Source organism: Streptomyces venetus, assembly GCF_039540295.1.
GTDB classification, from domain to species: Bacteria; Actinomycetota; Actinomycetes; order Streptomycetales; family Streptomycetaceae; genus Streptomyces; species Streptomyces venetus.
Genome location: NZ_BAABET010000012.1, coordinates 223,072 through 237,256, shown reverse-complemented (window position 1 = coordinate 237,256; position 14,185 = coordinate 223,072). Strand labels below are relative to the sequence as shown.

The following is a 14,185-nucleotide window of genomic DNA, read 5'->3' as shown; positions in this document are numbered from 1 at the left end:
TGACCTGCCAATCTCCCGCCATGCATCCTGCCCCGCGTGCCCTGCGCCGCGCTGCCCCGGCCGTCGTCCTCCTCGCCGCCGCCGTGAGCTGTGCGCCGCAGCCGGAGGCCTCGGACCGGCCGTCGGCGTCCGGCGCACACACGTGCGAGAAGGGCGAGTTGGCCACCCACGCCTCGGGCAGGCTGACCATCGCCACCGACGAACCCGCCTACGAACCCTGGTTCAAGGACGACGACCCCGCGAACGGCAAGGGGTTCGAGTCGGCGGTCGCGTACGCCGTCGCCCGGCAGCTCGGCTACGGCAAGGACAAGGTCGTCTGGCAGACCGTCCCGTTCAACAAGGCCTTCGCGCCCGGCGAGAAGACCTTCGACTTCGACATCAACCAGGTGTCCGTCAGCGCCGAGCGGAAGAAGGCGGTGGACTTCTCGTCCGGCTACTACGACGTGCGCCAGGCCGTCGTCGCGCTCAAGGGCACCAAGGCCTCGAAGGCCACGAGCATCGCCGGTCTCAAGGGCCTCAAGCTGGGCGCCCAGGTCGGCACCACCAGCCTCGACTACATCGAGGACGTGGTGAAACCGGCCCAGGAGGCCGCCGCCTTCGCCAAGAACGACCAGGCCAAGTCCGCGCTGAAGAACCGCCAGGTCGACGCCATCGTGGTCGACCTGCCGACCGCCTTCTACATCACCGGCGCCGAGGTCACGAACGCGACGATCGTCGGCCAGTTCGAGAACCAGGGCGGCACACCGGAGCAGTTCGGTCTGGTGCTCGACAAGGGCAGCGCCCTCACCTCGTGCGTGACGGGCGCCGTGGACGCGCTCCGGAAGGACGGCACGCTCGCGAAGATCGAGAAGCAGTGGCTGTCGGACGCCGTCGACGCTCCGGTCCTCAAGTGACGGTCACCGAAGAGGAGCCCGGGGCGGACTCCGGCAAGGAAGGCGTGCGCGACGCGTACGCCCCGTCGCAGCGGCGGATCGAGCGCGAGCGGTACAAGCGCGCCCGGGCTCGCCGCGCCACGGCGGTCGCCGCCCTCTCGACCCTCGTCACCGGAGCCGTCCTCTACCTGGTCGTGGTCAACGCCCCGGGCTGGCCGCGCACCAGGGAGACCTTCTTCGACTGGGGGTACGCGCGCGAGGCCTTCCCGAAGGTCCTCGAAGGGCTGTGGCTGAACGTCCGGCTGCTGCTCGTCTGCGGGGCCGCGGTGCTCGTCCTCGGCATGCTGATCGCCGTCGCGCGTACCCTGCGCGGGCCGGTGTTCTTCCCGCTGCGGGCCCTGGCCGCCGCGTACACCGACTTCTTCCGGGGACTCCCGCTGATCATCAACCTGATGATCGTGGTCCTCGGTGTCCCGGCGCTGCGGCTCCAGGGGGTGACCGTCGACCCGGTGCTCCTCGGCGGCACGGCGCTCACCCTCACGTACTCGGCGTACGTCGCCGAGGTGTTCCGGGCCGGGATCGAGTCCGTGCATCCCTCGCAGCGCGCCGCGGCCCGCTCGCTCGGGCTGAGCAACCGGCAGGCCCTGCGGTACGTGGTGCTGCCTCAGGCCGTGCGCCGCCAGGTGCCGCCGCTGCTGAACGACCTGGTGTCGTTGCAGAAGGACACCGGGCTGGTGTCGATCGGCGGGGCGGTGGACGCCGTACGGGCCGCCGACATCATCGTCGGCCGCAGCCTCAACTACACGCCGTACATCGTCGCCGGTCTGGTGTTCGTCGCGCTGACCATCCCGATGACCCGTTTCACGGACTGGGTGACCGCACGGATGGACCGCCGTCGTGCTCAGGGAGGAGCCACATGAGCGAGACGCCCGTGCTGCGGATGGAGTCCGTCCGCAAGACCTTCGGTGGCTCGGTCGTGTTGCGGGACGTCGACCTGGAGGTCGCGCCGCACACGGTCACCGCGCTGATCGGCGCCTCCGGCTCCGGCAAGTCCACGCTGCTGCGATGCGCGAACCTGCTGGAGGAGATCGACGACGGGGCGATCTGGCTGGACGACGAGGAGATCACCGACCCCCGCGTCGACCAGGACACCGTGCGCCGCCGGATCGGCGTGGTGTTCCAGGCGTACAACCTGTTCCCTCACATGACGGTCCTGGAGAACATCACACTCGCTCCGCGCCGGGTGCACGGCGTGCCCCGTGCCGAGGCCGAGGCACGCGCGCGTGAGCTGCTGGAGCGGCTCGGGCTCGGTGGGAAGGCGGGAGAGTACCCGGACCGGCTGAGCGGCGGCCAGCAGCAGCGGGCGGCGATCGTCCGCGCCCTGGCCGTCCGGCCCCGGCTGCTGCTGCTCGACGAGATCACCGCCGCCCTCGACCCCGAGTTGGTGGGCGAGGTCCTCACCGTCGTCCGCGGGCTGAAGGACGAGGGGATGACCATGGTGCTGGCCACGCACGAGATGGGCTTCGCGCGGGAGGTCGCCGACCAGGTCTGCTTCCTGGAGGGCGGTGTGGTGCATGAACGCGGCACGGCCGAGCAGGTCTTCGGGGAGCCGCGCCGGGAGCGCACTCGGCGCTTCCTGCGGCGGGTCGTGGAGGCGGGGCGGCTGTAAGGGGTGACCGCCAGGGCGAGCGGGGCTTACCGGCAGCGGCTCATGTGTCGGCCTTGCCCACGCCCGCCAGCGCGGCGACACGCTCCACGCCGAACACGTACCCCTGCACCCCGCAGCCCGCGATGACCCCGTCGGCGCGCAGCGACACGTAGGAGTGGTGCCGGAACGACTCACGCTTGTGGATGTTGGAGATGTGGACCTCCAACACCGGCATGCCGTCGCAGGTGTTGAGCGCATCCAGGATGGCGACGGAGGTGTGCGAGTAGGCGCCGGGGTTGATGACGATCCCGCAGTGGTTCAGCCGCGCCTCGTGGATCCAGTCGACCAGTTCGCCCTCGTGGTTGGACTGGCGGAAGTCGACCGTACCGCCGTGCGCGGCCGCCGCCTTGGCGCACAAGGCCTCGACGTCGGCGAGGGTGTCGGAGCCGTAGATCTCCGGCTGGCGCTGGCCGAGCAGATTCAGGTTGGGGCCGTTGAGGATCATGATCGGGGCGTTGGCCAGGGTGCGGGGCACGGTTCCTCCGGTCCGTTCGGGGTCGCGCGGCCCGTGGCGGACCGCTGCTCACAGCCGGTCTATCACGGTGATCCCGACGGGGGCACCGTGCGGGTGGACGGCCCGGCCCGGCGCATCACGGTCACGTACTGAGGACCCCCCAAGCCCTCCACGCGCCCCCGTAACCCGCCGTCACCGTGGGTAGTTGACGCGGTATGCACGACGTACGCACCGTGAGGGCACCCTCCATGCCGCGCCTCGCGGCCGCCTCGCTCGCCGGCACGGCCATCGAGTTCTACGACTTCTTCGTCTACGGGACGGCGGCGGCCCTGATCCTGGGGCCGCTGTTCTTCCCGACCTTCTCGCCGGTGGCGGGGACGCTGGCCGCCTTCGCCACCTTCGGCGTGGGCTTCGTGGCACGGCCGCTGGGGTCGGTGCTGTTCGGGCACATCGGGGACCGGCGGGGGCGGCGGCCGGTCCTGGTGGCCTCCCTGCTGCTCACCGGCGCCTCCACGGTCGCGGTGGGCTGTGTGCCGACGTACGGGACGATCGGTGTGGCCGCTCCCCTGCTGCTCCTGGTCCTGCGCTTCCTCCAGGGGCTCGGGCTCGGCGGGGAGTGGGGCGGGGCGGTGCTGCTGACGGTGGAACACGCGCCCGCCGGCCGGCGCGGGCTGTGGTCGAGCTTCCCTCAGGTCGGGCCGGCGCTGGGTTTCCTGCTCGCCAACGGTGTGGTGCTGGGGCTGTCGTCGACGCTGTCCGAGGCGCAGTTCGCGGCGTGGGGGTGGCGCGTGCCGTTCTGGGCGGCGGGGGTGCTGGCCCTCGTCGGGCTGTGGCTGCGCTCCTCGCTCGCCGAGAGCCCTCGCTTCCTCGAGATCGACGACCACGCGCGCGTGCCGCTCGCCGAGGTCCTGCGGGACCACTGGCGCCTGCTCCTGCTGACCGGCGGGGCCCTCGCGATCGGCTACGCGATCTTCTACGCCGTGACGACCTGGTCGCTCGCCTACGGCACGGAAAAGCTCGGCGTGAGCCGCAGCGTCATGCTGACCTGCATCATGGCCGCGGTGGTGGTGAAGGGCGCGCTCACGCCGCTGGCGGCGGTGCTCGGGGATCGCTACGGCCGGCGCCCGCTGTGCCTCGCCGGGTGCGCGGCCGCCGCCCTGTGGATGTTCCCGATGGTCGCGCTCCTCGCCACCGGCGATCCGCTGCCGATGTTCCTCGGCTTCCTCGGGGCGATGCTCTCCTTCATCACGATGTTCGCCGTGATCGCGGCGTATCTGCCCGAGCTGTACGCGCCGCGGGTGCGCTGCACGGGCGCCGCCGTCGGCTACAACCTCGGCGGGGTGATCGGAGGCGCGCTCACCCCGATCGTGGCGACGGCGCTGGCCGAGCAGGGCGGGCGGGTCCCCTGGGGCGTGGCCGCCTATCTGACGGCGATCGCGCTGCTCAGCCTGGGGTGCTTCGCGCTGCTGCCGGAGACCCGCCCGGTTCCGGCGGCGGCGGGGGCGGAGGCGGCTACGGGTTGACGGCCAGCTCCAGATACGCCGCGAACAGCACCAGATGGACCCCGCCCTGGAGGGGCGTGGCCCGGCCCGGCACGACGGTCAGCGAGGCCACCACCACGGTCAGGGCGAGCAGCACCATGTGCGTGGCGCCGAGGCCGAGCACCAGCGGGCCGGAGAGCCACACGGACGCGAGCGCGACCGCGGGAATGGTCAGTCCGATGCTGGCCATGGCCGAGCCGAGGGCGAGGTTCAGGCTGGTCTGCACCCGGTCGCGACGGGCGGAGCGCAGCGCGGCGATGGTCTCCGGAAGCAGCACCAGCAACGCGATGATCACACCGACGACGGCCTGGTGCAGACCGGCGGCCTCCACCCCGGACTCGATGGTGGGCGACACCCCCTTGGCCAGTCCCACCACGCCGATCAGCGCCAGGCCCAGCAGGCCGAGACTGATCAGCGCGGTGCGGGCGGTCGGTGCCTCGGCGTGTTCCTCGGAGGTGATCACTTCGCCGTGCCGGGTGATCGGCAGGAAGTAGTCCCGGTGCCGCACGGTCTGCGTCGCGACGAAGAGGCCGTACAGAACCAGGGAGGAGAGCGCGGCGAAGGTCAGCTGGACGGTGGAGAACTCCGGGCCGGGCTTGCTCGTGGTGAACGTCGGCAGGACCAGGCTGAGCGTCGCCAGGGTCGCGACGGTCGCGAGCGCGGCGCCGGTGCCCTCGGGATTGAAGACGGCCGTGCCGTGTCGCAGGGAGGCGACCATGAGGCAGAGGCCGACGATGCCGTTGCAGGTGATCATCACGGCCGCGAAGACCGTGTCGCGGGCGAGCGTCGAGGTCTTGTCGCCACCGTCGGCCATCAGGGTGACGATGAGGGCGACCTCGATGATCGTGACCGCGATGGCGAGCACGAGGGAGCCGAAGGGTTCGCCGACCCGGTGCGCCACCACCTCGGCATGGTGCACGGCGGCCAGGACGGCTCCCGCGAGGACGAGGGTCACCAGCGCGACGATCACGCCGGGCAGGTCGCGCCCCCAGGTGAGGACCAGCAGCACGACCGCGAGCAACGGCACCAGGGTCGTCCACTGCGCCGTGAGCGGCCTGCGCCGAGCGGTCATGAGGTGATCGTCGCAGACGCTCGACGGGCCCGCACCCCCTTCGGCCGGGGCCGTCGAGCGGACTGCGGGGCTACGTGAGTTCGCGCGCGTCCACGAGGTCGCAGTTGGTGTACACCCGTCCGCCGACGCAGAGCACGCCCGGTTGCTCCGCCGTCCTGCCGGTCTCGGGATCCTCGCTGGTGCGCACAGCAAGCACCGGGACCGGTGGGCGGCATGCGCCGCGCACCGGTCCCGGTGAGGGTTGTTCCTACGTCCGACATGGTCAGACGTCGATGTTGTCCTTCGGAGCGCTTCCGCTCTGCTCCTGAGCCGCCTCGGCCGCCGCCTGCTTCTTGGAGGCCCGCAGGCTGGTGATCGTGGTGACGATCAGGACGGCGCAGATCACGCCGAGCGAGACCGGGATACTGATCTCGGGGACGTGCACCCCGGACTCGTGCAGCGCGTGGAGCACCAGCTTCACGCCGATGAAGCCCAGGATGATCGACAGGCCGTAGCTGAGGTGGACCAGCTTCTTCAGCAGGCCGCCGATGAGGAAGTACAGCTGGCGCAGACCCATCAGCGCGAACGCGTTGGCGGTGAAGACGATGTACGGGTCCTGCGTCAGGCCGAAGATCGCGGGGATGGAGTCGAGGGCGAACAGGACGTCGGTGGTGCCGATCGCGAGCATCACGACCAGCATCGGGGTCATGACCCGCTTGCCGTTCTCCTGGATCCACAGCTTGGTGCCGTGGTAGCGGTCGGCCACACCGAAGCGGCGCTCGGCGGCCTTGAGGAGCTTGTTCTCCTCCCACTCCTCGTCGTCCTCGTCCGCGCGGGCCTCCTGGATGAGCTTCCAGGCGGTCCAGATGAGGAAGGCGCCGAAGATGTAGAACACCCACGCGAAGCTGGCGAGGATCGCGGCGCCGGCGGCGATGAAGATGGCCCGCAGGACCAGGGCGATGAGGACACCGATCAGCAGCACCCGCTGCTGGTACTGCGACGGCACCGCGAACTTCGCCATGATCAGGACGAAGACGAAGAGGTTGTCGACGCTGAGTGACTTCTCGGTGATGAAGCCCGCGAAGAACTCACCGGCGGGCTGGCCACCGGCGAAGAAGAGCAGGCCGAGTCCGAAGAGCGCGGCCAGGACGATCCAGACGATCGTCCAGATCCCGGCTTCCTTGATCGACACGTCGTGCGGCTTGCGGCCGATGAAGAAATCGACCGCGATCAGGGCGGCGAGGCCCACGATCGTCAGGACCCATAGGGTCACGGAAACATCCACTGCGCCTCCGGCAGTCGTTAACGGCAAATGTCAGCGTCGTCGCTGCCGGAGGTCTCTTCCACCCAAGGATGGGCCGACGCCCCGGGATCTGGCCTGATCCGTATTGACGGGTACGCCGCAGCAGACAGGGAGTACTCCCCTCCGTGCCGACAACAGTACCGCAATCACCAAGAACAGGTAAAGTGCTTGGCAAAAGAAAGGCCAAAATCCCTGGTCATAGCGCTTTACGTGTACTTGGTGCGGGCCGCCGCGACCTGGGTGAGCACCTGCTGGAGGACCTGGCTGCCCGGCGGCACGAGCGAGGGCTCGTACGTCCAGGCGTGACCGACCCAAGGGTCGGCGAGGTGGTCGTCGGCCACCGGGGTCAGTCGCAGCAGCGAACGCCACAGCGGGTCGAGCAACGGCCCGTAGGCTGAGGACTCCTCCCGGTCGGCCACCATCATCAGGTGGACGCCGAAGGCGGGGCCCTCGTCGGCGAGGTAGCGCAGCTGGTTCACGGCCCGGTCGTCGAAGCCGTGCGGGAAGTCGTTGACGATCAGCAGTTGCTGCGAGGTGTCGAAGCCCGGCGGGAGGGAGTCGGCGGCGCCGCCCCGCACCGCCATCTGCACCAGGTCGACCCGCTGGGTGAGCCGGGCCAGCACATCGGCCACCCCTGCGGCGCCGAGCGCGGGCGGGGACGCGAGAACACCGGTCTGGACGAGGGGAACCAGCGGCTGCGCTCCCGAACCGGCCGGGTCGATGACGTGGACGGTGAACTCACCCGCCGGGTACACGGCGAGGAGCCGGGCCGCGTGCGCGACCGCCGTCTCCATGGCCAGACGCCGCATGGCGTGCGCGTCGGTGAGCGAACCGTCGGACGACGCGGTCCGGCCGCTGTCGATCCACAGACCGCGCTCCAGCGGCAGCCGGACCAGCATCGGGATGCGGATCCGGTCCGCCTCGGGGAGGTGGAGGTCACCCAGGCGCACGGCCATGGGGATCTCCATCGGTACGCGGTAGGCGTGCCACACGGGGTTGTCCCAGCGGGCGTACGCCGGCGGCAGGGCCGGTTCGACGACCTCGGCCTCGGCCGTGAGCTGGGCGAGGTCCCGGTCGAGGACCTCCCTGGCCTGGGCGACGAGCTGGGCGTGCCGGGCCCGGACTGCCTCACGGGCGGCGTCTCCCTGGCCGCCGATCCGGCTGCGCGGGTCGGACAGGAGCTGCTCCAGCTCCTTGTCCATGCGCGACTCGGCGAAGTCCACGGCGCTGCGGTAGGCGGCCATGGTGCGGGCGAGGTCCTCGAACATGCCCCACACCTGGTTGTAGAGCCGCTCGTCCATGGACCAGCCGGTCGCGTCGCCCGCGACGGGCTGTGCGGGCTGCCCGGGTGCGGCCGGGGGTGCGGTGGGCGCAGGCGGGGGCGGGGCGGCGTTGCGGCGGCGCGGGTGGCTGTAGTCGATCGGGCCGCCGCTCGCCGTGGGCGCGTCGGGCTGGGTGACGGCGGAGGGGTCCGGCGCGCCGGGCGGATACGCCGGCGGCTGCGGTGCGGGCTGCCCCGGTGCGCCCGGGGCCTGCCCGACGTACGGCGACATCGGGGGTACCCCCTGGGGGGCGGTGCCGCCCTGGTCCGGGCCGAGAGCCGGAGCCGCCGCCTGCCGTGAGCGGTCGCCGTCCGCCGTACGGGGCGGGGGCGCCTGCACCGAGCGGGCCAGGCCCTGGGCCACCGCGTCGTCGATGCTGTCGGCGAGCTGCCGGGCCTGCGGCAGGCCCTGGTCGGTGAGGAGTTCGGCGAGACCGCCCGCGTACCCCTGGCCGATCGCCCGCACCTTCCAGGCGCCCTGGCGGCGGTACAGCTCCAGGGCGACGACCGCGGACTCGGTGTCCAGGCCGGTGATGGTGTAGCTGGCGATCTCGCCGCCGTCGAGGCCGGTGACGGCGACGAACGGCGCGGCCACGGCGCCGAAACGGACCGGACCCGGCCCGCCCGAAGGCAGGGCGAGCAGCACACCGACACGGTGGACGGCCTCCGGCACGGCACCCAGGTCCACCGCGAGGCGGTGGTCGGCGGCGGCCTGCCGGGAGACCTCGAGCCCCGGCTGGGTGGGGGCGCCCGGGTGGGCCACCCACTCCACTCCGCGGATGCGGCCGCTCTCGTCACTGAGCGCGGCCGCGGCCACGATCGGCGTGCCGGCCGAGACCCGGATCTCGAGACGGGCCTGGGAGAGCGGGTGGTTCTGCCCCCGCACCAGCTCGGCCGTCATCGCCTTCGTCCCCCTGTGTCGTTGTCTGGTGTCGTGTGCCGCCGGCCGGCCTGCCGGGCCGCTGGGCCCGGTGCCCTCAGAGGACGGGCAGGATCGCCGGCATCAGGTCCTGGAAGGTACGGCCGTTGGCCGGGTTGCCCAGGGCCGTCATCGTCCAGCCCGGACCCGAGCGGTGCACCTTGGCCATGATCTGGGCCGTGTACTGGCCGCCACCGGCCAGCGTGTAGCGCGCGAGCTCCTGGCCGTTGGTCTCGTCGACCAGGCGGCAGAACGCGTTCTGCACCTCCTGGAACGTCTGGCCCGTGAAGGAGTTCACGGTGAAGACGATCTGGTCGATGTGGACCGGGACGCGCGAGAGGTCGACGAGGATCGCCTCGTCGTCGCCGCCCTGGCCGACACCGCCGACGAGGTTGTCGCCGGTGTGGCGCACCGATCCGTCGTCACTCACCAGGTGGCGGAAGAAGACGACGTCGACCGGCTGCTTGTCCGCGAACAGGACGGCGGACGCGTCGAGGTCGATCTCTCGCGTACGCGAGCCGAACAGGCCGCGCCGGGGAGCCGCCTGCCAGCCGAGACCCATGCGCACCGCGGTCAGGCTGCCCCCGTCGTTCTTCTGCAGACTGATGGCCTGACCCTTGGTCATGTTGACGGTCACGCGCTGATTCCCCTCTCGAACGTCCCCTGTTGCCGCGAAGTCGCGGTTGATCAGAACCCTACGCAGCGGGGCTGACAGTGCCGTACCCCCGTCCGTACTTTGTGTCGGTCTTGCAACACTGCGCGTACGGGGTGCGCTGTCAGGCCAGTCCGGCCTCCTTCATCTGGCGCAGTTCCTTCTTCATCTCGGACACCTCGTCGCGCAGCCGAGCCGCGATCTCGAACTGGAGCTCCGCGGCGGCGGCCCGCATGCGCGCGGTGAGCTCCTCGATCTGCTCGGCGAGTTCGGCCGCGGGACGGTCGGTCGGCACCGTCTCCTTGGACCTGCCCTTGCCCTTGGCGGACTTGGCCGCCTCGGACGCCTTGCCACCGAGGGACGGCACGGGCGCCTTGGTGCCCCCGCCGTCCTTCCGGCCCTTGCGGTACCCCGTGCCGAGCAGCTGCTCGGTGTCGACGTCTTCGCGAGCGATCTGGGCGACGATGTCGTTGATCTTCTTGCGGAGGGGCTGGGGGTCGATGCCCTGCTCGGTGTTGTACGCGATCTGCTTCTCCCGGCGCCGGTTGGTCTCCTCGATGGCCTTCTCCATCGCCGGGGTGATCTTGTCGGCGTACATGTGCACCTGGCCGGAGACGTTGCGCGCGGCACGGCCGATGGTCTGGATCAGGGAGGTGCCGGAGCGCAGGAAGCCCTCCTTGTCGGCGTCCAGGATCGCCACGAGGGACACCTCGGGCAGGTCGAGGCCCTCCCGCAGGAGGTTGATGCCGACCAGCACGTCGTACTCACCGGAGCGCAGCTCACGGAGGAGTTCCACACGGCGCAGGGTGTCGACGTCGCTGTGCAGGTAGCGCACCTGGATACCGAGCTCCAGGAAGTAGTCCGTGAGGTCCTCGGCCATCTTCTTGGTGAGTGTGGTGACCAGGACGCGCTCGTCCTTCTCGGTGCGCTGCCGGATCTCGTGCACCAGGTCGTCGATCTGGCCCTCGGTGGGCTTGACGACGACTTCCGGGTCGACGAGGCCGGTGGGGCGGATGATCTGCTCGACGACAGCGTCCGAGCGGGACATCTCGTAGTTCCCCGGGGTCGCCGACAGGTAGACCGTCTGGCCGATGCGCTCCTGGAACTCCTCCCACTTCAGGGGGCGGTTGTCCAGGGCCGAGGGCAGCCGGAAGCCGTGGTCGACGAGGGTGCGCTTGCGGGAGGCGTCGCCCTCGTACATGGCGCCGATCTGCGGGACGGTGACGTGGGACTCGTCGATGACGAGCAGGAAGTCGTCCGGGAAGTAGTCCAGCAGGGTGTTGGGCGGGGAGCCGGGCAGGCGGCCGTCGAAGTGCATCGAGTAGTTCTCCACGCCGGAGCAGGTGCCGATCTGGCGGAGCATCTCGATGTCGTACGTGGTGCGCATCCTGAGGCGCTGGGCCTCCAGGAGCTTGCCCTGCTTCTCCAGCTCCGAGAGGCGCTCGCCGAGCTCCTTCTCGATGTCGTTGACGGCCCGCTCCATGCGCTCGGGGCCGGCGACGTAGTGGGAGGCCGGGAAGACGTACAGCTGCTCGTCGTCGCTGATGATCTCCCCGGTGATCGGGTGCAGGGTGGACAGCGCCTCGATCTCGTCGCCGAACATCTCGATGCGGACGGCCAGCTCCTCGTAGACCGGGAAGATCTCGATGGTGTCGCCGCGGACGCGGAAGGTGCCACGGGTGAACGCCATGTCGTTGCGCGTGTACTGGATGTCCACGAAGCGACGGAGCAGCTCGTCGCGGTCGATCTCCTCGCCGACCTTGAGGGGGACCATGCGGTCCACGTACTCCTGCGGGGTGCCGAGGCCGTAGATGCAGGAGACCGAGGCGACGACGACGACGTCACGGCGGGTGAGCAGCGAGTTGGTCGCGGAGTGGCGCAGGCGCTCGACCTCCTCGTTGATCGAGGAGTCCTTCTCGATGTAGGTGTCCGACTGCGGGACGTAGGCCTCGGGCTGGTAGTAGTCGTAGTACGAGACGAAGTACTCGACGGCGTTGTTCGGGAGCAGCTCGCGGAACTCGTTCGCCAGCTGGGCGGCCAGCGTCTTGTTCGGCGCCATCACGAGCGTGGGGCGCTGGAGCTTCTCGATCATCCAGGCGGTGGTGGCGGACTTGCCGGTACCGGTCGCGCCGAGGAGGACGACGTCCTTCTCGCCCGCCTGGATGCGCCGGGCGAGCTCGGCGATGGCCGCCGGCTGGTCGCCGTTCGGCTGGTAGGGGCTGACGACCTCGATGGGCGCCACCGTGCGTTCGATGTGAGAAACGGGCCGCATGGAATCCACCGTACGACCCCGCACTGACAACGGGCTCCGATCAGCGGTTCTGCGGCGTGCGGGTGACTCGGTGCGCCACGGGGCGGCTGGGGCGGAACCGCAGGCGGCGCGGGCTGTGGTGGGCGGCGCCGTGGGCGTGGGCGGGGATGCCGGGCTTGTGCTCCACGGGGGCGACGGTGGGCTTGCCCATGACCATCAGCGGGTCGAACATCACCACGACGCCCGCGAGGAGGAGGAAGGCGAGCGGGCCGATCAGCATGGGCGCGAGCAGGGAGGCGGGCGACTCTCCCGTGGGAGGCGCGTCCGTGCCGTGCACGTGGACGTCGAGGGCCGCCATGCCGGTGTAGTGCATGCCGGTGACGGCGAGCCCCATGACGAGGCTGGCCCCGACGCTCCACAGGAATCCCCTGACCTGGCCGGCCGCCCACAGGGCGGCGGTGGCGGCGCCCATGGCGATGGCGACGGAGATGCCGACGGTGAACGTGTTGTACTCGAGCTTCCCGTCCAGGCGCATGCTGGCCATGCCCAGGTAGTGCATCGACGCGATGCCCAGGCCGGTGATGGTGCCCCCGGTGAACAAGGCCGTTCCCCGGGCTCCCCTGTAGCCGACGATGAAGATCCCGATGCCCACCATCACGATCGCGACGGCCAGGCTCGCGAAGGTCATCGCCTTGTCGTAGTGGATCGGGGTCCCGCTGACCGTGAACCCCATCATCGCGACGAAGTGCATGGTCCATATGCCGGAGCCGATGGCGGCCGAGCCCAGGGCGAGCCAGCCGGGGCGCCAGGACTGGGCGACGAGCATGGATCTGGTGGTGCAGCGCAGGCCCAGGGCGCCGCCCAGGCAGGCCATGAGGTAGGCCACCAGGGGTGTGACCAGGCCGTAGCTGAATCCGTCGACCGTGCCCTGCATGCGCGGCTGCCCTTCCCGCCCTTTGCGTCCCGGAATTCCTGATGTGCGCCCCCTCCCAGGACCGCACAGCGGTCAGGGTTGACGCAGAGAGTATGACCCCCACCGGAATGGTCGAACGACTTTCCGGCAAAGAAACACGGCCTTGCCCCAGTTGTGCGGCACCGGTGAGCGGAGTTGGGACATCTGCGTTCAACCTGTGGCCATCCTGTACCCCTCTCGCGTTGACCCTCTGCTGTCACAGTTGAGCTGTCTGTGACGTGATCGCTCGACGTGAGGAGTACGCATGCACGCGCGCGCTGTCGCCGCCTCCACCACGGCGCTCCTGGGGACCGCCGGCCTCCTCTTCCCCGTCTCCCCCGCGGCAGCGGCCGACGACGGTACGGCCCCGCTGGTCGTGGCGCACCGGGGAGGCTCGGCGTACGCCCCCGAGAACACGCTGGCCGCCGTGGACAAGGCGGCCGAGCTGGGCATCGGCTGGGTGGAGAACGACGTCCAGCGGACCAGTGACGGTGAGCTCGTCGTCGTCCACGACGACAACCTGCGGCGCACCACCGATGCCGAGGAGGTGTTCCCCGGCCGGGCTCCCTGGAAGGTGAAGGACTTCACCGCCGCCGAGATCGCCCGTCTCGACGCGGGCAGCTGGTTCGGTCCCGCGTACGCGGGCACGCGCGTGCCGACGCTGAAGCAGTTCGTGCACCGTGTCGAGCGGCATCACCAGAAGCTGCTCCTGGAGATCAAGAACCCGGAGCTGTATCCGGGCATCGAACAGCAGACGCTGAAGGTCCTCAGCAACGAGGGCTGGCTCGACCGGGCGCACCTGGCGGACCGGCTGATCGTGCAGAGCTTCAGCGCGGCCAGCGTGCGAGCGGTGCACGAGCTGAAGCCCGGCGTGAAGACCGGTCTGCTCGGCACCCCGCCGGTGAGGAACCTGCCGGACTACGCCGACTTCGCCGACCAGATCAATCCCTCGTACAGCACCCTCTCCACGGCGTACGTCTCCTCCGTCCAGGCCTTCGACGGGCCGCACGGCACTCCGATGCAGGTCTTCACCTGGACGGTGGACGACGCGGCGACGGCCCGGCGGGTCGCCCGGTACGGCGTCGACGGGATCATCACGAACAAGCCGGACGTGGTGCGGGAGGCCGTGGGCGGTCCTTCCCTCTGGTGAGGCCCGGGACG

The 14,185-nt window shown here is 70.4% G+C and carries 12 protein-coding genes; 5 read left to right on the top strand and 7 right to left on the bottom strand.

Translation table 11 applies throughout. From position 1 onward, the window contains the following. The first annotated feature begins 20 nt into the window (after positions 1 to 20). From ABEA82_RS33295 to ABEA82_RS33285, 3 genes are read left to right on the top strand one after another with little or no spacing between them, the layout of a single operon-like run. Positions 21 to 893, top strand: a complete 873-nt coding sequence (locus ABEA82_RS33295) for an ABC transporter substrate-binding protein (RefSeq protein ID WP_345665456.1) — start codon at positions 21 to 23, stop codon at positions 891 to 893. Beyond that, a complete protein-coding gene (locus ABEA82_RS33290; RefSeq protein ID WP_345665455.1) occupies positions 890 to 1,792 on the top strand; it encodes an amino acid ABC transporter permease in 903 nt (300 codons plus the stop codon). The genes ABEA82_RS33295 and ABEA82_RS33290 overlap by 4 nt, the downstream gene beginning before the upstream one ends. After that, entirely contained in the window at positions 1,789 to 2,541 is a 753-nt protein-coding gene (locus tag ABEA82_RS33285; RefSeq protein ID WP_345665454.1) for an amino acid ABC transporter ATP-binding protein, read from the top strand. Before ABEA82_RS33290 ends, ABEA82_RS33285 begins: the two co-directional genes overlap by 4 nt. 40 nt (positions 2,542 to 2,581) lie before the next feature. Here the strand turns inward: ABEA82_RS33285 and aroQ are convergent, their stop codons facing one another. Next, positions 2,582 to 3,055, bottom strand: a complete 474-nt coding sequence (gene aroQ / locus ABEA82_RS33280) for a type II 3-dehydroquinate dehydratase (RefSeq protein WP_345665453.1) — start codon at positions 3,053 to 3,055, stop codon at positions 2,582 to 2,584. Positions 3,056 to 3,282: 227 nt separating this feature from the next. Between aroQ and ABEA82_RS33275 the strand changes: the two genes are divergently transcribed. Further along, positions 3,283 to 4,557 carry an MFS transporter gene (locus ABEA82_RS33275; protein ID WP_345665452.1) on the top strand — a complete coding sequence of 425 codons (1,275 nt, stop codon included), beginning with the start codon at positions 3,283 to 3,285 and terminating at the stop codon, positions 4,555 to 4,557. Here the strand turns inward: ABEA82_RS33275 and ABEA82_RS33270 are convergent. From ABEA82_RS33270 to ABEA82_RS33245, 6 genes are all read right to left on the bottom strand, one after another. Further along, positions 4,547 to 5,647 (bottom strand): calcium:cation antiporter, encoded by a 1,101-nt coding sequence (locus tag ABEA82_RS33270; protein WP_345665451.1) that lies wholly within the window; start codon positions 5,645 to 5,647, stop codon positions 4,547 to 4,549. The genes ABEA82_RS33275 and ABEA82_RS33270 overlap by 11 nt on opposite strands. 262 nt (positions 5,648 to 5,909) lie before the next feature. Continuing rightward, on the bottom strand, positions 5,910 to 6,911 hold the full coding sequence (locus ABEA82_RS33265) for a TerC/Alx family metal homeostasis membrane protein (protein WP_345665450.1): 1,002 nt from the start codon (positions 6,909 to 6,911) through the stop codon (positions 5,910 to 5,912). A 224-nt stretch (positions 6,912 to 7,135) separates the two neighbouring features. Continuing rightward, on the bottom strand, positions 7,136 to 9,151 hold the full coding sequence (locus ABEA82_RS33260) for a TerD family protein (RefSeq protein ID WP_345665449.1): 2,016 nt from the start codon (positions 9,149 to 9,151) through the stop codon (positions 7,136 to 7,138). 76 nt (positions 9,152 to 9,227) lie between these two features. Continuing rightward, the gene (locus ABEA82_RS33255; RefSeq protein WP_010039633.1) at positions 9,228 to 9,806 is read right to left on the bottom strand and encodes a TerD family protein; all 579 of its coding nucleotides are present in this window, start codon (positions 9,804 to 9,806) and stop codon (positions 9,228 to 9,230) included. A 139-nt stretch (positions 9,807 to 9,945) separates the two neighbouring features. Then, positions 9,946 to 12,093, bottom strand: a complete 2,148-nt coding sequence (uvrB, locus tag ABEA82_RS33250; protein WP_345665448.1) for an excinuclease ABC subunit UvrB — start codon at positions 12,091 to 12,093, stop codon at positions 9,946 to 9,948. Between the two features lie 40 nt (positions 12,094 to 12,133). Next, positions 12,134 to 13,006, bottom strand: coding sequence for an MHYT domain-containing protein (locus tag ABEA82_RS33245; protein WP_345665447.1), 873 nt, complete (start codon positions 13,004 to 13,006; stop codon positions 12,134 to 12,136). Positions 13,007 to 13,289: 283 nt separating this feature from the next. On the opposite strand from ABEA82_RS33245, the gene ABEA82_RS33240 reads away from it, so the two are divergent. Beyond that, a complete protein-coding gene (locus tag ABEA82_RS33240; protein WP_345665446.1) occupies positions 13,290 to 14,174 on the top strand; it encodes a glycerophosphodiester phosphodiesterase in 885 nt (294 codons plus the stop codon). The last annotated feature ends 11 nt before the right edge of the window (positions 14,175 to 14,185 follow it).